21 protein-coding genes and 3 tRNA genes are annotated in these 21500 nt (G+C 40.6%); 12 read left to right on the forward strand and 12 right to left on the reverse strand.

The genetic code is table 11. The features are described 5' to 3' along the window. Positions 1–114: 114 nt before the first annotated feature. The 3 genes from E2P86_RS15835 (at position 115) to recA (ending at position 2272) form a co-directional block, all read left to right on the forward strand. Positions 115–300 (forward strand): hypothetical protein, encoded by a 186-nt coding sequence (locus E2P86_RS15835; protein WP_134433720.1) that lies wholly within the window; start codon positions 115–117, stop codon positions 298–300. Positions 301–357: 57 nt separating this feature from the next. Further along, positions 358–1008, forward strand: a complete 651-nt coding sequence (nth, locus tag E2P86_RS15840) for an endonuclease III (RefSeq protein WP_085473165.1) — start codon at positions 358–360, stop codon at positions 1006–1008. A gap of 235 nt (positions 1009–1243) precedes the next feature. Further along, complete coding sequence (recA, locus tag E2P86_RS15850) at positions 1244–2272, forward strand: recombinase RecA (RefSeq protein ID WP_085473166.1); 1029 nt, start codon at positions 1244–1246, stop codon at positions 2270–2272. 215 nt (positions 2273–2487) lie between these two features. On the opposite strand, the gene E2P86_RS15855 is transcribed toward recA, so the two are convergent. From E2P86_RS15855 to E2P86_RS15870, 4 genes are all read right to left on the reverse strand, one after another. Then, positions 2488–3096 carry a superoxide dismutase gene (locus tag E2P86_RS15855; protein ID WP_085473167.1) on the reverse strand — a complete coding sequence of 203 codons (609 nt, stop codon included), beginning with the start codon at positions 3094–3096 and terminating at the stop codon, positions 2488–2490. An 82-nt stretch (positions 3097–3178) separates the two neighbouring features. Further along, complete coding sequence (locus tag E2P86_RS15860) at positions 3179–3649, reverse strand: nucleoside deaminase (protein WP_085473168.1); 471 nt, start codon at positions 3647–3649, stop codon at positions 3179–3181. Between the two features lie 99 nt (positions 3650–3748). Then, a complete protein-coding gene (locus E2P86_RS15865) occupies positions 3749–4096 on the reverse strand; it encodes a tRNA-binding protein (RefSeq protein ID WP_134433722.1) in 348 nt (115 codons plus the stop codon). Further along, a complete protein-coding gene (locus E2P86_RS15870) occupies positions 4096–4311 on the reverse strand; it encodes a hypothetical protein (protein ID WP_085473170.1) in 216 nt (71 codons plus the stop codon). Before E2P86_RS15870 ends, E2P86_RS15865 begins: the two co-directional genes overlap by 1 nt. A gap of 62 nt (positions 4312–4373) precedes the next feature. On the opposite strand from E2P86_RS15870, the gene E2P86_RS15875 reads away from it, so the two are divergent. The 5 genes from E2P86_RS15875 to E2P86_RS15895 all read left to right on the forward strand — a co-directional run bounded on the left by E2P86_RS15875 (position 4374) and on the right by E2P86_RS15895 (position 12568). After that, complete coding sequence (locus E2P86_RS15875) at positions 4374–4961, forward strand: porin family protein (protein WP_085473171.1); 588 nt, start codon at positions 4374–4376, stop codon at positions 4959–4961. 177 nt (positions 4962–5138) lie between these two features. Next, positions 5139–5912, forward strand: coding sequence for a succinate dehydrogenase cytochrome b subunit (locus tag E2P86_RS15880; protein ID WP_085473172.1), 774 nt, complete (start codon positions 5139–5141; stop codon positions 5910–5912). Positions 5913–5959: 47 nt separating this feature from the next. Next, on the forward strand, positions 5960–7894 hold the full coding sequence (locus E2P86_RS15885) for a fumarate reductase/succinate dehydrogenase flavoprotein subunit (protein ID WP_134433723.1): 1935 nt from the start codon (positions 5960–5962) through the stop codon (positions 7892–7894). Positions 7895–7919: 25 nt separating this feature from the next. Further along, positions 7920–8699: a succinate dehydrogenase/fumarate reductase iron-sulfur subunit gene (locus E2P86_RS15890; protein ID WP_200811798.1), complete on the forward strand. Its 780-nt coding sequence runs from the start codon at positions 7920–7922 to the stop codon at positions 8697–8699. 116 nt (positions 8700–8815) lie between these two features. Then, positions 8816–12568: a sensor histidine kinase gene (locus E2P86_RS15895; RefSeq protein WP_134433724.1), complete on the forward strand. Its 3753-nt coding sequence runs from the start codon at positions 8816–8818 to the stop codon at positions 12566–12568. 53 nt (positions 12569–12621) lie between these two features. Here E2P86_RS15895 and E2P86_RS15900 read toward each other — a convergent pair. From E2P86_RS15900 to E2P86_RS15935, 8 genes are all read right to left on the reverse strand, one after another. Next, a tRNA-Asp gene (locus E2P86_RS15900) sits at positions 12622–12695 on the reverse strand. A 52-nt stretch (positions 12696–12747) separates the two neighbouring features. After that, a tRNA-Asp gene (locus tag E2P86_RS15905) sits at positions 12748–12821 on the reverse strand. A gap of 59 nt (positions 12822–12880) precedes the next feature. Then, a tRNA-Asp gene (locus E2P86_RS15910) sits at positions 12881–12954 on the reverse strand. A 73-nt stretch (positions 12955–13027) separates the two neighbouring features. Next, entirely contained in the window at positions 13028–14101 is a 1074-nt protein-coding gene (prfA, locus tag E2P86_RS15915; RefSeq protein ID WP_085473175.1) for a peptide chain release factor 1, read from the reverse strand. A 74-nt stretch (positions 14102–14175) separates the two neighbouring features. Further along, positions 14176–14505, reverse strand: coding sequence for a DMT family transporter (locus tag E2P86_RS15920; RefSeq protein WP_134433725.1), 330 nt, complete (start codon positions 14503–14505; stop codon positions 14176–14178). A 68-nt stretch (positions 14506–14573) separates the two neighbouring features. Further along, on the reverse strand, positions 14574–15134 hold the full coding sequence (locus E2P86_RS15925) for a Crp/Fnr family transcriptional regulator (protein ID WP_134433726.1): 561 nt from the start codon (positions 15132–15134) through the stop codon (positions 14574–14576). Further along, the gene (locus tag E2P86_RS15930) at positions 15122–15865 is read right to left on the reverse strand and encodes a UDP-2,3-diacylglucosamine diphosphatase (protein ID WP_134433727.1); all 744 of its coding nucleotides are present in this window, start codon (positions 15863–15865) and stop codon (positions 15122–15124) included. The genes E2P86_RS15925 and E2P86_RS15930 overlap by 13 nt, the downstream gene beginning before the upstream one ends. Before the next feature lie 215 nt (positions 15866–16080). Beyond that, positions 16081–16902, reverse strand: a complete 822-nt coding sequence (locus E2P86_RS15935; RefSeq protein ID WP_085473179.1) for a glycogen/starch synthase — start codon at positions 16900–16902, stop codon at positions 16081–16083. Positions 16903–17056: 154 nt separating this feature from the next. On the opposite strand from E2P86_RS15935, the gene panC reads away from it, so the two are divergent. The 4 genes from panC to E2P86_RS15955 all read left to right on the forward strand — a co-directional run bounded on the left by panC (position 17057) and on the right by E2P86_RS15955 (position 21451). After that, entirely contained in the window at positions 17057–17905 is an 849-nt protein-coding gene (gene panC, locus E2P86_RS15940) for a pantoate--beta-alanine ligase (RefSeq protein ID WP_317128136.1), read from the forward strand. A 58-nt stretch (positions 17906–17963) separates the two neighbouring features. After that, complete coding sequence (gene panD / locus E2P86_RS15945) at positions 17964–18314, forward strand: aspartate 1-decarboxylase (protein WP_085473181.1); 351 nt, start codon at positions 17964–17966, stop codon at positions 18312–18314. A gap of 56 nt (positions 18315–18370) precedes the next feature. After that, entirely contained in the window at positions 18371–18739 is a 369-nt protein-coding gene (locus E2P86_RS18315) for a hypothetical protein (protein WP_234991219.1), read from the forward strand. 366 nt (positions 18740–19105) lie between these two features. Next, entirely contained in the window at positions 19106–21451 is a 2346-nt protein-coding gene (locus tag E2P86_RS15955) for a TonB-dependent receptor (protein ID WP_134433728.1), read from the forward strand. Positions 21452–21500 lie beyond the last annotated feature (49 nt).

Raw genomic sequence — 21500 nt, forward strand, 5'->3', positions numbered from 1 at the left:
CTATCTAACTGGCCCTTTGCACCTTTTAGAAAAAAAAGTAAAAAAATGTTAAATAAAAAATAATATATATTCTGATCTTGCGTTTTATATGTACTTTACTAAATAAAAACGCTTATGGTAGAATACTTTACTCAACAAAAAAATGATACTGAAATAGGCGAAGAGCGCGCAATCACCGTAAAAAAAACGGAAAACTATTGTGAAAATAGCTTGAAACAAGAGCTAGACAAATTGGTCAAAGAACCAAGTAAAGAAACAATAGAGCGTATCTTAAATTTCTCAAAAAACCTACATCAGTAGCAGGCAAAGTCTCTAAGCAATTAGGGACTTTGTTTTTATAATTCGTTATCTTTGTTCATGCTAAAACAGGAACGGTACCAAGAATTTGTAAATTACTTTTCTACCCATAATCCAGATGCACAGACAGAGTTAAACTACAGCAACCCATACGAGCTATTGGTCGCCGTAATATTATCTGCACAGTGTACCGATAAACGTATTAATCAAATTACCCCTGCTTTATTTGAACGCTATCCTGATCCGGAAACCTTAGCCGCAAGCTCTGTTGATGAGGTCTTTTCTTATATTCGATCGGTCAGCTATCCCAACAACAAAGCCAAACATCTGGTAGGGATGGCGCAAAAGCTATGTGATGAATTCAAGGGTATTGTCCCAGAGAAGATTGAAGATCTAGTGAAACTTCCTGGAGTCGGACGAAAAACTGCTAATGTGATTTCTTCTGTTGTATATAACAACCCAGCTATGGCAGTTGACACCCACGTCTTTCGCGTGAGTAACCGACTTGGGCTGACCAGCCGTGCGACAACTCCACTTGCCGTCGAAAAGCAATTGGTGAAATTCCTACCGAAGGAAACAATAGCTATTGCACACCATTGGCTAATCTTACATGGACGCTACATTTGTTTGGCACGAAAACCTAAGTGCGAAATATGCCCCATTACTTACTTCTGCAAGTATTTTGAAAAAACACATAAAGTTGTTGGGTAAGGTTTAGTAGTTGGTAGTTGGTAGTTGGTAGTTCGTGGTTGGTAGTTCGTGGTTGGTAGTTCGTGGTTGGTAGTTCGTGGTTGGTAGTTGGTAGGCGCTGGGCTTGTACTCGCCCAAATATATATTTCTTGTCGGTTGGCATATTATAGCAACCAACAGCCAACTAATAATATTAGTAAAATAAATTTTTATATTCCATTTTAAATTGTACTTTTGATTCGTAAATACTAAAAATATGAGCAACGCAGATAAATTAAAAGCTTTACAGCTTACCTTAGATAAATTAGAAAAGTCGTACGGTAAAGGTACGATCATGAAGTTGGGTGATACAGCGGTAGAACCGATCGAAGCTATCTCAACGGGATCTTTAGGATTAGATATCGCTTTGGGTATTGGTGGTGTGCCTAAAGGACGTATCATCGAGATCTACGGTCCAGAATCGTCCGGAAAGACAACCTTAGCTACACATATCGTAGCAGAAGCACAGAAAAAAGGTGGTATTGCAGCAATCATCGATGCGGAACATGCATTTGACAAATACTATGCACAAAAATTAGGTGTCGACGTTGAGAACCTATTGATCTCACAGCCCGATAACGGCGAGCAGGCGCTAGAAATTGCAGACAATCTTATTCGCTCGGGAGCGATTGACGTGATCGTGATTGACTCCGTTGCAGCGCTTGTTCCTAAAGGGGAAATCGAAGGTGAAATGGGTGAGTCCAAGATGGGTTTACAGGCACGTCTAATGTCACAAGCTTTACGTAAACTAACTGGAACGATCTCTAAAACGAACTGTTGTTGTATCTTTATCAACCAATTGCGCGAGAAAATTGGCGTTATGTTTGGTAACCCTGAGACAACAACAGGTGGTAATGCCTTAAAATTCTATGCATCGGTACGTTTGGATATTCGTCGTACATCACAGATCAAAGACTCAGACGAAGTTTCTGGTAACCGCGTTAAAGTTAAAATTGTAAAAAACAAAGTTGCCCCTCCTTTCCGTATCGCTGAATTTGATATTATGTTTGGCGAAGGTATCTCTAAAGTAGGTGAAATTATTGACTTAGGTGTTGAATATGGTATTGTTAAAAAATCAGGTTCTTGGTTCAGCTATGGGGACACGAAACTTGGTCAAGGTCGCGATGCCGTAAAAACATTGTTGTTAGACAATCCAGATTTAAGTGAAGAACTAGAAGCAAAAATCAGAGCTGAGGTAAATGGTGTCGAAGCTGAAGTAGCTAATCCATACGACGAGCAAGGATAGAAGAGTCGTTGGTACGGAGTAATTAACAGAGGCGCAAACCCGAAAAGCTCAACGCAGCTAAATCTTGGGGCTAAAAGAGTGAAAAACAAAGCAGATGACTATATAATCATCTCATATAAAAGAAAAACCACCGTATCATACGGTGGTTTTTCTTTTATGTCCTACATCCATGTTCTTTAGCTATAAACTAAAAACCATGAACTCCAAACTATCAACTACTTCGCTGCTTTGTAGCGTTCTGCCACTGCATCCCAGTTGATAACATTAAAAATCGCTTCTAAATAGGCCGGACGTTTATTTTGATACTTCAAGTAATACGCATGTTCCCATACGTCAATACCTAAAATTGGAGCACCTTGTACTTCTGCAACATCCATTAAAGGGTTATCTTGATTTGGAGTTGAAGTGACCGCCAATTGTCCATCAGCTTTAACAACTAACCACGACCATCCTGATCCAAAACGTGTAGCACCAGCATTTTGCAATTGTGTTTTCAATTCTGCAAAAGAACCGAAAGTTTTATTGATTGCCTCTGCTAATTCACCTGTAGGCTCACCACCAGCGTTAGGGCCCAGAATAGACCAGAACAATTTATGGTTGTAGTGTCCACCACCATTATTACGAACAGCTGCAGGGTACTTAGAAATGTTTTTGTTGATATCTTCCAATGACAAATTCTCCGCATCCGTACCCGCGATAGCTTTATTCAAGTTATCTACATAAGCTTGGTGGTGACGGTCGTGGTGAATTTCCATCGTATCTTTGTCAATGTGTGGCTCCAACGCGTTATTAGCATACGGAAGAGCTTCTAATTCAAATGCCATAATATTATAATTTATTTGTACTACGAATATAACAATTTAGCCCCACTTAAGGTTTGTATGGAGAGACAATTTTCTGCAAACCTTATCTTTTATTACGAAAGAATGATTTTACTAAAGTAGCACACTCCTCTAACAATATGCCGGACACCACGTTAGTTTTAGGATGAAAAAGATTCCCGAATTTTGACGCACCTCGCTTTTCATCGGGCGCACCATACACCACACGACTTACCTGCGTCCAGTAAGATGCTCCTGCACACATCACACAGGGTTCAACCGTAACATAAAGGGTGCAGTCTTTCAAATACTTTCCACCCATAAAACTGGCCGCCGCCGTAAATGCCTGCATCTCTGCATGCGCTGTTACATCATTCAGCCGCTCGGTTAGGTTATAGCCTTTCCCTATTATCTTCCCCTGACTCACGACAATAGCACCGATGGGAACCTCGTCCTCTTCAAAAGCTTTCTGCGCCAACTTTAATGCCTCTCGCATATAAAGCTCATCGTTCAACACCGGATCGCTACTTCCGGATTCAAAATCATATATCTTCATTTTATCGACACTGTTAGAGGGTAACGGCTACGTTTGTCCGCTTCCTAAAAGACGTAAGTTGAAGGCTAAGAAACCTCCAGCTACATAGCCCTGTTCTCCTTAAATTAACCGTGAACCGTTTGGCACAGGCCGTTCAACGGATGTTAAAACAATATCTCCGTTATCATCAGCAAAGCCGGTTACGAGGCACTCCGACATAAAATCAGCAATTTGCTTCTTCGGAAAATTAACAACTGCTACCACTTGCCGGCCCACCAACTCCTCTTTTGTATAGTGCTTCGTAATCTGTGCGCTCGATTTAAGAACACCTACTTGTGGTCCAAAATCAACTTTTAACTTGTAAGCCGGCCTACGCGCTTTCTCGAAATCTACAGCTTCCACTATTGTTCCAACCCGCAGTTCAACCTTCTCAAAATCTCCCCACGTTATTGTTGCGGCATCTTTCATTACAGTCTATTAGAAGAAAGATCAGCCATTTCTTTCGCTAGCGTAAACTCCACATAGGTGGTATCTCTATTTAAACGTTTCGCTAAACGAGCCACAAGTGATATCTCCTCCCCTGCGTTATACTGCAAATCCTCAGCTGTCAAGCTGTTATACTTCCGATTAAGCTTAACCTTCAGTATATCCCAATCGCTATCGGATATTTTTAACATATTCATACACACAATTATTAAATAATTTACGTTATTATTGTAGTTCTAAAAGTAAAAAAATATTTTTTATGAAAAAATCTTTACTCACGTTAATTTGCTTTATCGCAGCAATTAGCTTCGCACAGGCACAGTTACTTCCTTCGTTTAAACTAGGTATCAAAGGCGGATTAGGTTTTTCAAACCTCCGTACGGAAGGTAAGTATTTCAACTCAGACACCAAAACAGGTTTTCAATTAGGTCTTTGGGGAAGAATCGGTGTTGCGGGATTCCATATCCAACCAGAAGCATACTACGCGAGCAAAAAAGCAGGCATTAAATTAACCGAAGGTAACGAATCTGGCGATGTTACTTTTAAAAGCTTAGATGTTCCTCTATTATTAGGTACACGCATTGGCTTAGGTCCAGTTGGTTTCCGACTACAAGCTGGCCCCGTATTCTCTTTTGCACAAAAAGAAAAACTGACTATCAGTAATGTGACGAACTTCGATGACTACAAAAAAACATCGACAGGAATTATCGGTGGTATCGGTGCTGACATCAGTAAATTCACGATTGATCTACGTTACGAACATGGTCTTTCGAACTTAAATGCAAATAGCTCGAACGATCAAAAATTAAAGATGTGGACTGTTGGTGTAGGTATCGCCATTCTATAATAAAAACAAGTCGAACATAACGTTCTACCCTCGTATTAAAAAGCCGTATTGACCTGTTCAATACGGCTTTTTAATTTGATTAGAACAATTCTAAATTGATTTATTTTCCTACAGTTTTGTCAAATTTGTGTTAACAATTAGATAGATTTGCGAAAATAATATAAAACAATAAGGATAATGAGCAATTCAAAGCCAGTTTTAAGTTCTTCCATAGGAAGGAAACTGATCATGAGCTTAACAGGGATTTTTTTATGTACATTCCTGATAGTTCACTTGATTGGTAACTTGCAGTTATTTAAAGATGATGCGGGGTATGCGTTCAATAACTACGCGTATTTAATGACCCATTTTGCCCCGATTAAGGTAGTATCGTACTTACTATACGCTTCTATTATTATTCACGCTATTTACGCTTTAGTGTTAACATTAAAGAATAGAGCAGCCCGCCCGATTGCCTACGCTCAAAATGGTGGTAAGGCAAACAGTAAGTGGAATTCACGTAACATGGGAATCTTAGGAACCGTAATTCTGGTTTTCTTAGCGACACACATGAATAATTTCTGGTGGAAATACCACAACGACCAAACTCCTTACATTGAATACAGCAAGGATCTTGCAACAGGTGTTGTTACATCCAAAGAAATCAGCGCAAGTGAATTTCACGATTACCAAGTAACTGTTGTAAACAATGTGGAAGTAACAAAAGCACGTGACTTGTATAAGCAAGTAGACTTTGCTTTCCAAAACATTGGTTTGGTTATCTTTTATGTAATTGCCATGATCGCTTTGGCCTTCCACTTAATTCACGGTTTCCAATCGGCTTTTCAGTCCTTAGGTTTTGCACACAAAAAATATGTGCCGCTTATTAAAGGACTAAGTGTTTGGTTGTTCGGTGTTATCATCCCTATCGGGTTTGCTTTAATGCCATTATATTTTTATTTCGTTAAATAATATTTAGGATAGTTAACCCTATCTGTTAAATACAAATTATTTAAAATATGTTAGATTCAAGAGTACCAGCAGGCCCGTTAGCGGAGAAATGGTCAAAACATAAATTTGAGATGAAGTTGGTAAACCCAGCTAACAAACGTAAGTTCACAATTATCGTTGTTGGTACAGGTTTAGCAGGAGCTTCAGCAGCCGCTTCCCTTGCGGAGCTTGGCTACAATGTAAAAACATTTTGTTACCAAGATTCACCCCGTCGTGCGCACTCTATTGCAGCTCAAGGTGGTATCAACGCAGCAAAGAATTACCAAAATGACGGTGACTCTGTTTTCCGTCTTTTCTATGATACAATTAAAGGTGGTGACTACCGTGCACGTGAGGCAAACGTTTACCGTTTAGCGGAAGTATCTGTAAACATCATCGACCAGTGTGTGGCTCAAGGTGTTCCTTTTGCCCGTGAATATGGTGGTCTTTTGGATAACCGTTCATTCGGTGGTGCACAGGTATCCCGTACGTTCTACGCGCGTGGTCAAACTGGACAACAATTATTATTAGGAGCTTACTCGACGTTAAACCGTCAAATCCGTAAAGGAAAAGTAAAATCATACACACGTCACGAGATGTTGGATCTTGTGAAAATCGATGGTGAAGCACGTGGTATTATCACCCGTGATATGGTAACCGGAAAAATCGAATCGCATGAAGGTCACGCTGTATTGTTATGTACAGGTGGATACGGAAACGTATTCTTTCTTTCTACCAATGCGATGGGCTGTAACGTAACAGCAGCGTGGAGAGCACACAAACGTGGTGCATTCTTCGCCAACCCTTGTTACACACAGATTCACCCTACGTGTATCCCTGTTACAGGAGACCACCAGTCTAAGTTAACATTGATGTCTGAATCATTACGTAACGACGGCCGTGTATGGGTTCCAAAAACAGTTGAATTATCACAAAAACTACAAAAAGGAGAATTAAATCCTTCTGACATTAAAGAAGACGATAGAGATTACTTCTTAGAGCGTAAGTATCCTTCTTTCGGTAACTTGGTACCACGTGATGTGGCATCACGTAACGCCAAAGAAATGGTAGACGAAGGTCGTGGTGTTGGTAAAACAGGTATCGCTGTATTCCTTGATTTCGCTGAGGCAATTGGCCGTTTAGGAGAAGATACTGTACGTGAGAAATACGGTAACTTGTTCGACATGTACTACCAAATTACGGACGAGAACCCATATAAACAACCAATGCGTATCTACCCGGCAGTGCACTATACCATGGGTGGTGTATGGGTTGATTATAACTTGATGACAACCATCCCAGGTTTATATGCGTTGGGTGAATGTAACTTCTCTGACCACGGTGCAAACCGCTTAGGAGCTTCTGCCCTAATGCAAGGTTTATCGGATGGATATTTTGTTATTCCGTTTACGGTTGGAGATTACTTAGCGAAGCTAGGAAACTTCAAACCAGTTGATAAAAACCACCCTGCTTTCGAAGAAACGCGTAAAGAAGTAGAAAATAATGTCAATAGACTATTGAGTCTTAATGGTTCAAAAACTGTCGATGATATCCACAAGAAACTAGGCCACATTATGTGGGAGTACTGTGGTATGGCACGTACAGCTGAAGGTCTAACAAAAGCAAAAGGCTTAATCCAGGAGCTTAAGAAAGAATTCTGGTCTGATGTGCGTGTATTAGGCGAGAACGAAGAGTTGAACATGTCTTTAGAAAAAGCTGGACGTGTGGCTGACTTCTTAGAATTGGGCGAGCTTATGGTTGATGATGCATTGAACCGCAATGAATCTTGTGGCGGTCACTTCCGTTTGGAATCACAGACTGAAGAAGGTGAAGCGAAACGTGATGATGAGAACTACACATACGTTTCGGCATGGGAGTTCAAAGGAGATAATCAAGCAGAAGTTCTTCACAAAGAAGAGTTGGTTTTTGAAAACGTTAAACTAACCCAAAGAAGTTACAAATAGTAGTTGGGTATTTAAAAAGACTATCATGGCACAACATATGAATTTAACGCTGAAAGTTTGGCGTCAAAAAAATGATAAAACAAAAGGTCAATTCGTGACCATCCAAGCGAATAACATTGCGGACGATATGTCCTTTTTGGAAATGCTTGACATTGTAAACGAAGATCTTACTCGTAAAGGCGAAGACCCGGTTTACTTTGACCACGATTGTCGCGAAGGAATTTGCGGTATGTGTTCATTAGTAATCAACGGACGTCCACACGGACCGAAATATGGTATCACGACATGCCAGTTGCACATGCGTTCTTTCCACGATGGACAAACAATCGTTATCGAACCATGGCGCGCAGCAGCATTCCCTGTATTGAAAGATTTAGCGGTAGATCGTACAGCTTTCGACCGTATCCAACAAGCAGGTGGTTATGTCAATGTAAATACAGGAGGTGTTCCTGATGCGAACACCATCGCCATTCCGAAGCGTATCGCTGACGAAGCTTTTGAATCGGCTACATGTATCGGTTGTGGTGCATGTGTGGCTGCTTGTAAAAATGCATCAGCCATGCTTTTTGTATCAGCTAAGATTTCACAGTTTGCACTTCTTCCACAAGGTCAAACAGAGCGCTACGAAAGAGCACAAGCTATGGTAGACCAGATGGATGCGGAAGGTTTCGGTAACTGTACGAATACAGGAGCATGTGAGGCTGAATGTCCAAAAGGCATTAAATTAACAAACATTGCACGTATGAACCGTGAGTACCTCACGGCAAAATTCTTCCGCGAGGAAGATGTACACGTACAATCATAAAAAATTCAAACTGGGCAGTAATGCCCCGTATGGAGAAGAGAGAAAATCCTCGCAGCACGAGCTGCGGGGATTTTTATTTTTTCACTATATTTACTTCTACTTGAACACCATATAGGATGCTGACAAAGATTCGTATACTTCTTCTTATACTCACGTTAACCCTCATAGGCACCGCTGTCACCATACACTTTACCATAACAGATGATGATATGCTTGCCCTGGATGCCAATAAGCTGACACATCGCATTCATCAATTTGAGGATCGGATCGATGAGATATGGGCGGACAGTCTCTCCCTCAAAACTTTTCAGAATGTAGAAAAGTATCCCGTTCAAGTTGCCGATCTAGCACAGAAACTCACGCAGGAGTTTATATTCCTTTTTATCTATAAGAATCACCAACTTGTACATTGGTCCAATAATATCTATGTCCCCGTGACCGATCTTGGACTAAAAAACAAAACCTCTTTTGCTCAATCCGAAAACCGTTCTTTCCTACTAAAAAAAATAGACTTAAAGAACAACATCTCTGTCGTCGCTCTGGTTCCCATAAAGCGTAACTTTGATACGACCAATGAGTATCTGACCAATAGTTTCACGTCTAATATCGATGTTAAAAATATTGATATCGCTTTGTATGATGATAACACCAATATTCGAAACATATACAGTAAGGCAAACGACTACCTTTTTTCCATCAAACTTATTGATGGAAAAAAGGATAATATATATATCCATCTACAGTTTATATGTTGGCTTACCGCGCTGATCTGTATACTGATTCTCAGCAATAGCATCTGTATACATATCGCCAAACAGGGTCACGGTTGGTTAGCTGCAATATTATTTTTGAGTGTTATCCTCTTTGTACGCTATATTGATCTGAAAACAAATTGGCTTTCTATTCACTCGAGTCTCGAGCTATTCGATCCTAAATACTACGCCTACAATGAGTTTTTACCGAACCTATGGTCTTATCTCATCACGACAGCCGTTATCTTCTGGTATATCTGCTTTCTCCGGATTATTCAAGATAATATTTCTGTGCCGGAACACCTACGCAATAAAGTATCCGCCACCTTTATTTCTCTCCTAGCGATTCTATCTGTGTATTTTTGGGGATATGTCATGTACCACTATTTGGGTACCCTGCTTACACATTCGCCTTTCTATGAAAACGATTTCACCAAAATATTGAACCTCGGTTCCTACGGTTGGCTTACGATCATGATTATGTGCTTTAACATTACCTCTTTGGTCTTGTATATCGACAGTATAGCCCAACTTATTAAGTATTTTAATAAGGAGATTACCGCAATCCTCAATATCCAGTTAATCTGTATCGTAATTTCACTCATCGCATGTGCTCTGCTGGACCTCAATATACTTTTCTGTATTTTGTTTGGGGTTCTTATCCTACTCCGGACCTATCGTACGTATAAATTTTCGCTTCCTTACAAGCTTTCCATATTTATTGTTAGTGTACTGCTCCTCTCCTCCATCTCTGTGGTATCCTATGATTATTATAATACCATCCGTAAAAAGGAAGGCATGAAATTGGCTGTAACACACCTACTGGCGGAGGATGATACCAATGCAGTTTCCTTATTTATGGATTTCGAAAAAGAACTTAAAGAGGACCATAAATTGGCAACGCTCCTAAGCTTTAATGACACCATAAGTGATGCACACTTTATCGAGGATTACATTCGGACACGTTATCTAAATGGATATCTTTCCAAGTTTGAATTTAAGGCCTATTTCTATAACAATGAGGGTATCCCTTTAGATCACTACGGAATCGATAAAGCGAATGAATATCGAGAGAAAGTAATCAAAAACGCCATTAAAATCCCATACACAGATAACTTTTACAGACTAAAAAGTGAATTGGGTAGCTTAGAGTACTTTACGCATATTACCATTCCTTACCTAAATAGTCCAGATAAGGTTTTTAATGTATACGTCAACTTAAAGAACCTTTCCTTTGGCACCTTGATCCCCTATCCCGAGATTCTTTCGGATAACAGGGTTATGAATAAGCAATTCGATCAGTTTCAAGGTAACTCCTATGCCTTTTACAAAGACGGGGGGCTCGTGACGCAATATGGTAATTTTGATTACCCAAATAATGATCGTAAAACGACCAAAAAATTAAATAAGTTCACGCAGATTAGAGACAATAGTAACTATATACACTTAGCCTATAAGCCAGATCAGTATACCACGATCATATTCAGTAAGATGAAGCCTAGTGTATGGGATTACTTAGCGCTGGGGTCTATTGTATTTATTTTTCTTTTATGCTTCTTTTGTGTATTCAACCTTTTGAGCTACACCATACGTACACTATCCAGCACCCAATTCAAATGGAAAAGAATACGCTACCAACTTCGCCAGGTTTTCAATAACATCCAATATAGTACGCGTATACAGAGCCTGGTAATCCTATCCGTTTTATTAGGAATCTTGATTTCCGGAGGGATTGCATTTGTCAGTATCAATAGGCAACTCGAATCCAACCAAACAACGAATCGTCTTCGTGAAATCGCGGAAATTACGAAGAAGATTGAAAATACGGTTGCTGGTATGAAAGACTTCGGAGAGAGCGATTTGATCCAAATCTTAAAGGACGTATCTACGACCTCTATCAGTAACTTTAACCTATTTGATAAGCGCGGGAAACTTATGTATTCCACCCAGCCACGTATTTTTGACCTGAACTTAATCTCTTCTTATATCAATCCCGATGCACTGACAAAACTCGCTGCATTACGCAAATCTGTTGTTTACGAAGAAGAGCAAATCTCCAAATTCAATTTTGCAGCGGCATATACGGCCATAAAGAACGAAGAGTATAAAACCATAGCTTATCTAAATATTCCGTATTACAACACCGTAAAGGAGGCTGCAGCAAGCAAAAATTTATTATTGAATACGATTCTTAATATTTACACCGTCATTATTATCTTATTCGGTTTCATTGCAGTCGCCGTGTCTAGTAAAATTACCGAGCCATTAAATATTGTACGGGCAAAGTTAGCGGAGACCCAACTTTCCAACAAGATTAACGAACCGCTATATTGGGAACGTAATGATGAGATAGGGATGTTGATCAAAGAGTATAATTATATGTTGATCAAATTGGAAGAGAGTGCCAAGCAACTGCGAGACGCGGAACGAGAGAAAGCTTGGCGTGAAATGGCTAAGCAGGTCGCACACGAGATTAAAAATCCGTTAACGCCCATGAAATTGGGTATCCAGCAGCTTATACGTTCCTACAATGAGCAAGACCCTCGTTTTACAGAACGCTTTGACCGCATCTCGACATCAATCATTGAGCAAATCGATAGCTTATCTACTATTGCGACTGAATTTTCGGCCTTTGCCAAATTACCGGAGACGAACTTGATTAAGATCGATATACTAGAGAAAATACAAACGACAACCAACCTGTTCAACAGCAGCGTGAATATCATGATTACGCTATCCAACAGTACAAATCTGGAACGTATTTATGTTTTAGGGGATAATGACCAGTTTATGCGCTCACTGAACAATCTCTTCAAGAACGCAATTGAAGCTAGTAAAGGAAAAAAGAAGCATAAGATCGATATTATGGTTGACTTGTATAACGAAAACTGGGTCCGTATACTCATTAAGGATAATGGCTATGGTATTCCTGAAGACGTGATTCCGAGTATTTTCAAACCCAACTTTACGACAAAAAGTTCCGGAACAGGCTTGGGACTTGCTTTCGTTAAACAAACTGTCACAGGTATCGGCGGTTCTATCCGTTTTATTACCAAAGCAAATAGCGGAACAACCTTTATTATTACGTTACCGATCTATGAAGAAGGAAATGGGTAGAAAATAAAAAAGCCTTGAGAAAATATTCTCAAGGCTTTTACAATTTAATGAAGCGGTCTGGACGGGACTCGAACCCGCGACCCCATGCGTGACAGGCATGTATTCTAACCAGCTGAACTACCAGACCTAAAACTTTCAATATCTTACCTAAGAAGAAATCGCTTCTTCTTTTTTCTTAGCGGTCTGGACGGGACTCGAACCCGCGACCCCATGCGTGACAGGCATGTATTCTAACCAGCTGAACTACCAGACCTAAGATTTTCAGTTCTTCATTAATCAGAGAAATCGCTTCTCCTATTGTTACTATTTTAGCGGTCTGGACGGGACTCGAACCCGCGACCCCATGCGTGACAGGCATGTATTCTAACCAGCTGAACTACCAGACCTAAAACCTTCCCTTGAGAAGGTGTGCAAATATAGCGTTTATTTCGATAACTGCTAAACTTTTTTTAAAAAAACCTAGTCTACGGCGCCGTCCTTCATCTTTTCAGCGTTCTCCGCAAATTGTAAAGCATCGATAATTCCTTGAATATCACCATCCATAACAGCTGGTAAGTTGTACATCGTTAACCCAATACGGTGCTCCGTAACACGCCCTTGTGGGTAGTTATATGTACGCACTTTTGCCGAACGGTCACCCGTTGACACCATCGTTTTACGTTTTGCAGCAATATCTCCGTGTTTTTTCTGCACTTCTAGCTCGTACAGTTTGTTACGCAACATCTCCATCGCCAACTCACGGTTCGCTAATTGAGAACGCTCCACCTGACAAACGACCACAATTCCTGAAGGCTTATGCGTTAACTGTACTTTTGTTTCTACCTTATTTACGTTCTGTCCACCAGCACCACCCGAACGAGATGTCTGCATTTCGATATCACCTGGGTTCACTTCAACATCCACTTCCTCCGCTTCTGGTAATACGGCAACCGATGCGGCTGAGGTATGCACGCGACCTTGCGTTTCTGTATCAGGAACACGCTGCACACGGTGAACACCCGATTCGTATTTCAATTGACCATACGCATCGTCACCGATCACCTTCAACACAACCTCTTTGTAACCGCCGGAAGTACCCTCCGTAACATCCATCACCTCTGTACGCCAGCCCTTCGTTTCAAAGAATCGTGTATACATACGGTATAAATCACCCGCAAATAAAGCGGCCTCATCACCTCCGGTACCACCACGAATCTCGATAATAGCGTTCTTACCATCTTCCGGATCTTTAGGAATCAACATCAAACGAATCTCCTCTTCTTTCTCTTCCTTCTGCGTAAGCAAAATATCTAACTCTTCTTTTGCCATTTCACGCAACTCCTGATCCTTCTCATTCGCTAAGATGTCCTTGTTTGTATCGATATTGCTTACCATATTTTTATACAAATGGTACTGCTCTACGATTTTTGACAAGTCTTTGTATTCTTTATTCAACTTAGCAAATCGCTTCATATCATTGATGGTATCTGGGTTGCTCAATTCGGCTTCCACTTCTTCCCATCGTTCCTTTATGGCTTGTAATTTTTCTAACATATCTTGTGTAACTTTTTCACAGCAACATATTTGCCCCGAAATTTATAGCGACAAAAGTAAAGAATTTTTTGGTATTAATGAGCGGAAACCGCTTTCAAACCGACGATGGATGCGATGAGCGTAAAAATAAAAAACACACGCCAAAAATCTGCAGGCTCTTTAAAGACTAGAATACCCACCAAAACAGTCCCTACAGCACCGATCCCCGTCCATACGGCATATGCTGTACCCAAAGGGAGGCTTTGTGTTGCTTTCATCAATAAACCCATACTAACGGTTAGACATATAACAAAACCGACATACCAGCCATACATCTCCGTTCCCGTTGTAACTTTCGCTTTTCCCAAACAGGAGGTAAAACCGACCTCAAAAAGACCGGCAATAATTAAAAAAATCCAATTCATTGTATAACCTTTTTAGGATGCAAAGGTCGTGTTTTTCAGAAAATTTATTTTTAACAAATGTTAAAAAATTAAATTTTTGCCCGGATTCGGCTCAAGGTGACCTGACTGATTCCCAGATAGGAAGCAATAAAACCCAATTTTATGTGATGAATAAGAGCGGGAGCCCTTTCCAATAACTCCTTGTAACTTTCGGCCGCAGTCTTAAACAGTTTTGACATCAATCTATATTCAATTTTTAACGTCTCCACTTCGGCCAACTTTCGTCCCCAGTTGGCAATCCCTAGTGATTCATGAAACAACTGTTGCAAGGCATTTGCCTTAACCCGATAGAGCACTGCATCTTCCATGGTTTGGATATTTTCATAGCCTGCTTTACCATGTACATAACTATTTAGCGACATGAGCGCATCACCAGGAAAAGCAAAATCTAAAATTACCTCCTTTTCTTCTTTGTAATAGAAAATTCGACAGGATCCTTCTTTAATAAAATACAAATAGTGTGAATGTCGGTCCACTTCGATTACATTGGTACTCTTTGGGACTACGACCTCCTCAAACAAAGGATATAACAAATCGATATCTTTTCCTTGCAGCGGAAAGAAATGTTGTATAATGGTTAATGCGTCCATTTCTCCAGACTTAGATTTTTACCGTCCCACACAGCATACGTATAATGATGAAACCAATCCCCAAGATTTACAACACGGCTATTTTCACCAATAGGCAAGTCATACGGAAGATGGCGATGTCCAAACACAAAGAAATCATAATGTTTCTTTTGCAGTATTTCTTTAGCGTATAATATGAGCCATTCCTTATCTTCACCCAAGAAGACCTCCTCTCCGCCACTCGCTCCGCGACTATGCCTGGACCAACGATTGGCAATGCCAATTCCAATACTTGGATGCAAGCAGCCAAATAGCCACTGACAGATGTTACTTCTAAAGAATTTTTTCAGGAATTTATACTTCGCATCACCCGGACCTAATCCATCACCATGATGTATATAAAACTTTTTGCCGTCCAGTGTTAATTCCAGTTCATTATCGATTATCCTTGCACCAAGCTCTTCTTTCAGGTAGCCGAACATCCACATATCATGATTCCCTTTAAAGAAAGTAATCTCTACACCTAGATCCGATAATTCAGCTAGTTTTCCTAAAAAACGCACAAAGCCTTTGGGCACAGCCGTCTTATACTCAAACCAAAAATCAAAAATGTCTCCAACAAGAAACAATGCTTTTGCATCCACCTTAATCGTATCCAACCACGCTACGATCTGCTTCTCCCGTTCTTGAGAAACGGCAAGAGGTGACACGCCTAAATGAAAGTCTGATGCAAAATAGATTTTATCCCTCATAGCACAAAAGTATAAAGTATCAGGTACAAAGTATAAAGTATTTAGTACAAAGTATCAGGTATAAAGTATTTAGCACCATGATGAGACAAGATCTTGTGTCTTAATGCAGAAACACAAACCCGGAACGGCGCAACGCAGCTAAATTTCGTGTCTATCAAAACACAAAAAAGGCGCTTAAAAAAGCGCCTTTACCTATAATTTAATCTAGAAAATCTTTACGCGGTCTCTGCGTCGACTGTTGCGAACTCATCGAATAGTTCGCCAAAGCCTTCATAGTCGTCATCGCCTTTCGGTGAGAAACTACGAATACCCTTCTCGGCTATAAAAGCCTTCAAAGTAGGATCAATCGTTTCGTCAGCATACACAGCAATGTCTGTATATGTAAGCGCCCCTTTGTAAAGATCTACATACGAACCATCTCCATAAACAGCTGCTTCTTCAGGCGTCATATCCTCTTGTCCAGCCATTTCTGCATACTTTGGTGTCAACGTATCGAAGTCTTCATCTGCATACAAAGAGTACATCACTTTAGCATCTTTAAATGCAGGATCATCTTTATACGTCGTTTTCAAAAAGGCAGGAACCATTGCTGTAAACCATCCGTGGCAGTGGACCACATCGGGCGACCAACCTAGTTTCTTAACAGTTTCCAGTGCACCTTTACAGAAGAACAATGATCGCTCATTGTTGTCTGCAAAAAACTCACCCTTCTCGTCACGAAAAACTTTTTTCCGCTGAAAATACTCTTCATTGTCCAAAAAGTAAACCTGCATACGTGCTGCAGGCAATGAAGCTACTTTAATAATTAGCGGATTATCATTGTTATCCACCACGATGTTCATTCCCGACAACCTTATCACTTCGTGAAGACGATTTCTGCGCTCATTAATATTACCAAAACGTGGCATTAGGATCCGAATCTCAAATCCCTTTTCCTGCATCGCTTGCGGCAATTGGCGTGTTATTTCAGAAATTTTACTTATTTCAAGGAAAGGCGACATCTCATGGGTTACAAACAATATTTTCGTTTTTGCCATCTCCAATTGTTTTTTTTTGTTTTATAGAACAGTAAAATCGGTCTACAAAGGTACGTAAATTTTATCAATTCCACAATCCATTAGTTTTCACCCTTTTATATTTCAAAAACATTTTCGCAATTTTGCGGTCTTATTTTTGACTACATACCCTGTCATGATGGAAATATTTGAAACAAAAAAACAACTGCAAACACATCTTGCGGACTTACGGCAAGCTGGTAAAAAGATAGCCCTCGTACCGACCATGGGCGCGCTCCATGAAGGACATTTATCGCTAATATCAGAAGCTCAAAAAGTTGCAGACATTGTTGTATGCAGTATTTTTGTGAACCCAACCCAATTCAACGATCCGAAGGATCTCGAAAAGTATCCGCGCCCCATTGAAAATGACATCAAATTGCTTACATCGGCTAAATGTGACATTCTCTTTATGCCTACCGTAGCCGAGATGTACCCCGCAGATGATACACCATGGCACATTAATCTTGGCGCGCTGGATTCTATTTGGGAAGGTGAAAAACGCCCTGGGCACTTTCAAGGTGTTACACAAGTGGTTTATAAACTCTTTATGCTAACCCTTCCCGATGTCGCATGTTTCGGACAAAAAGACTTTCAACAGATCATGGTCATTCAAAAAATGATAGACATCAAGCAGTTACCTGTAACAATCCATATATGTCCTATTGTCCGAAGCCCAGAAGGCTTAGCACTAAGCTCCCGGAATATGCGATTATCGGAAGCGGACAAGATTAAAGCATTGGCACTATATCGTTCATTAAATACAATAAAGAAAGGTTTTCCACAAACAGCAATAGCACAATTAGAGGAGAATGCGGAGCAAGTATTAGCCGATGAAGGAGAAATAACCCTCGAATATCTGGCTATCTGTGAAAGCACAACCTTATCACCGGCCACAACAATAGAACCAGGCAAATCATATGTCGCTTTACTGGTGGCTTGGGTCGCAGGCGTCCGTCTTATTGATAATATGATTTTAAGTTAATTGTCATTTTAACGATCTATTGTTCTCATTTCTATTCAAAATAAGATAATTTTGCAGCATGATGATTGAGGTAATGAAATCAAAAATTCACCGTGTTCGTGTAACACAGGCTGAATTGAACTATGTTGGCAGTATCACCATCGATGAAGATATTATGGAGGCCGCCAATATTATTGCGAATGAAAAGGTACAAATTGTAAACAATAACAACGGCGCGCGATTGGAAACCTATGTGATTCCAGGTGAGCGTGGATCAGGTATCATTTGCCTAAATGGTGCTGCTGCGCGATTGGTGCAAGTCGGTGACATCGTTATTATCATATCCTATGCGACGATGACACCAGAGGAGGCAAAAAGCCACCAGCCAACATTGGTTTTTCCAGATGATAACAATAAGTTAATTCGATAATATCGAAGGCTTTTCATATTTTTACAGCGCTATCCTTAACCGATAGCGCTTTTTGTTTGCATAAATTATCCACTACATACCGCTCTCTTGTCGCTTATCTATTAAGCACCTGGATGATGGTTATCATCATCAGTGGCGTCGTGTTTATGCACAAGGAGGTTACTTCGACGGGAGAAATCATTACACACATTCACCCGTACAATTTCACAAAAAAGAAAAGCCAACAAGAGCACCATAAATCCGACGATGAGATACAATACCTCAATGTCGTATTTCAAGGCGCTTACATCAACACGGATATTGTTGTTTTTGAATTCGCTTTATCTCCACTTGAATTTTATGTTGGTTACCCACAACTAACTCCGCATCTTCGGTCAACCGAGTTACTGGATGCGTATTACCTCCGGGGTCCACCCTTGGTATAGTTCAAATCGTTAGAAAATTTAAAATAGTAGGGGCTTAGGAAGCAGCTCGAGATGCGAGTTTTGCACTATGGGCACGAGCTACAAGCCTGCCTATGGTAAGCAGGCACGCGCCAGCACTGCGTAGCTAAATTTTGTATCTACAAGTCTATACAAGTAACCAGATCGCGTGCTCAGCATAGCTGTTGCACTATGGAAAGGACACGAGCCGAAGGCTCGCGCCAGCTAGTACGTATATTTCGGCATCGCATAAAACGTACAGACTTGATAGCTTTACGACTTTACAGCTTGATAACGTAACCGCAACATCTAACGACTTTACAGTTTAACAACTTAACAGTTTAACACAAAACAATTTCACTTTACATAATGACAAAAACATACTTTTGGTTATTAATAACCCTTTTATATATATTCCCGATCACTTTATTTTCTCAAGTTACCCTTAAAGGAAAAGTAACAGATGCAAATCAAACGCCGATTGCGCAGGCTACAATCTTGGTCGATGGCACCAAACTGGGAACCTCCACTGACAACGAAGGCTTCTTCACGTTATCCAATGTCCCGACAGATAAATCCACATTAACGACACGGGCTGTTGGTTACCAAACTAGTAAGCGAACACTAAACCCAAAGGAAAAATCGGCAACTATTACGATTGTATTAAACGAAGATAACCTCAGTTTAAATGAAGTCGTTGTCAGTGCGACGCGGTATGGCTTGGAACGTCGAGAAGCTCCGGTGGTTGTAAATGTACTAGGACCGAAACTATTCAATGCGACCCAATCTGTCGCCATGTCCGAAACATTGAACTACCAACCTGGTGTCCGTGTAGAGAACAACTGTCAAAACTGTGGTTTTTCACAAGTACGACTAAACGGGATGCAAGGCGCTTATTCTCAAATCCTCATCAATAGCCGATCCGTTTTCAGCGCCCTGAATAGTGTGTACGGTCTTGATCAAATTCCAACCAGTATGATTGACCGCATCGAAGTCGTACGTAGTGGCGGCTCTGCCTTATTTGGTGCAAATGCAATTGCGGGTACCATCAATATCATCACGAAAGATCCGGTAGAAAATGACTGGCAAATTAAATCGACAAATTCACTGATCGATGGCAAATCATGGGACAATACAATTGATTTCAACACCTCATATGTTGATACAGATCTTCGGAACGGTGTTACTTTCTATGGTATGCATCGCAACCGTGAGGCCTGGGATGCAAACGACGATGGCTTTTCCGAAATCACTAAACTTCGAAATACTACATTTGGCACCAAGGCGTTCTTCAAACCTTCGGAGTACAACAAAATTACTTTGGACATGAGTGTGCTTAATGAATTTCGCAGAGGGGGAGATCGTCTTGACCTGGCGCCACACTTTACGGATGTAACCGAGCAGTTGCAGACCAACTCCTTGATTGGAGGTCTTACATATGACCAATATTCTAAAGATTGGAAACAAAAACTATCGCTCTACGTATCCGCACAAAAAACAAAAAGAGACAGTTACTATGGTGGGCTTGCTGGTTCAACCAGTCATCAAGATAGCGTTACCGCTGCAAATTCATATGGTGTAACCGATGACTTTGCGATGGTAGCCGGTGCACAATATACGTACAACTTTGATAAGGATGTGTTCACAGCGGGCGTCGAGTTCAATAGCAACCGAACAGAAGATAACATCCCCGCCTACAATCGCATGATCGATCAGAAAACTAATGCGTTAGGGGCTTATGCACAATATGAATGGAAAATCGTTGATCAACTCAAGGCACTGATTGGCGCACGCTATGATTATACACACGTGGATGGAACCTACCAGCTATTGGACAAAAACCGTATATCGGATCAAAACTTTGGAACCTTTAGCCCTCGCTTAACGATCTTATATGATATTGATTCATACCTTCAATTTAGAGGCGGATATGCGCGTGGTTTCAGAGCGCCACAGGCCTTCAATGAAGATATGCATGTTACGTCTATTGGCGGTCAGCAGGCCTTCGTGCTGATGGGTGAAAACCTGAAAACAGAATACTCTAATGCCTATACTGGTTCATTTAATTACACCCGTAATTTTGGTCGCACACAAGCGAGTCTTTTGATCGAGGGTTTTTATACCGATTTGAAGAACCCATTTACCAACGTAATGACATCGGAAGAAGACGATATTATTATGCAAGAAATGCGTAATGGCGCAGGTTCGAAAGTTTATGGCAGTAATATTGAGCTTAGCGTTGCTCCTTCCAGTAAATTCAGTGTACAGGCTGGAGGAACGATCCAACGTTCGAAATTCAATGAAGAACAGATCATTTTCGAAGGTGAGACAGCGGCAGACAATGTTGTTACGAAGCGCTATATGCGTACACCAAATATGTATGGATACTTAAATACCAATATTAAAGCGACAAAACAATTTGCTATCGATGTTACCGGTGTATATACAGGCAAAATGTTAGTCCCGCATGTACAGGAAAGCGGACAGATGCTCGTTAAAGAAGCACGGGACTTTGCCGAGTTAAACCTTCGTTTAGGCTATACTGTCGCCATCAAAAAAGAATTTAGTATGGAGTTTTTTGGGGGTGTACAGAATATGTTCAATGCCTTCCAGAAAGACTTTGATCGCGGTGCTTTACGGGACTCGAATTATATTTATGGACCAACAAAGCCGCGAACATTTACACTTGGCGTCAAAATTGGACATTTTCACTAGAGGATAGTTTCTAGAAGGTAGTTTGTAGTTAATAGAAAGTATTGATTAT

Source organism: Sphingobacterium psychroaquaticum, assembly GCF_004421025.1.
In the GTDB taxonomy this organism is placed as follows: Bacteria; Bacteroidota; Bacteroidia; order Sphingobacteriales; family Sphingobacteriaceae; genus Sphingobacterium; species Sphingobacterium psychroaquaticum.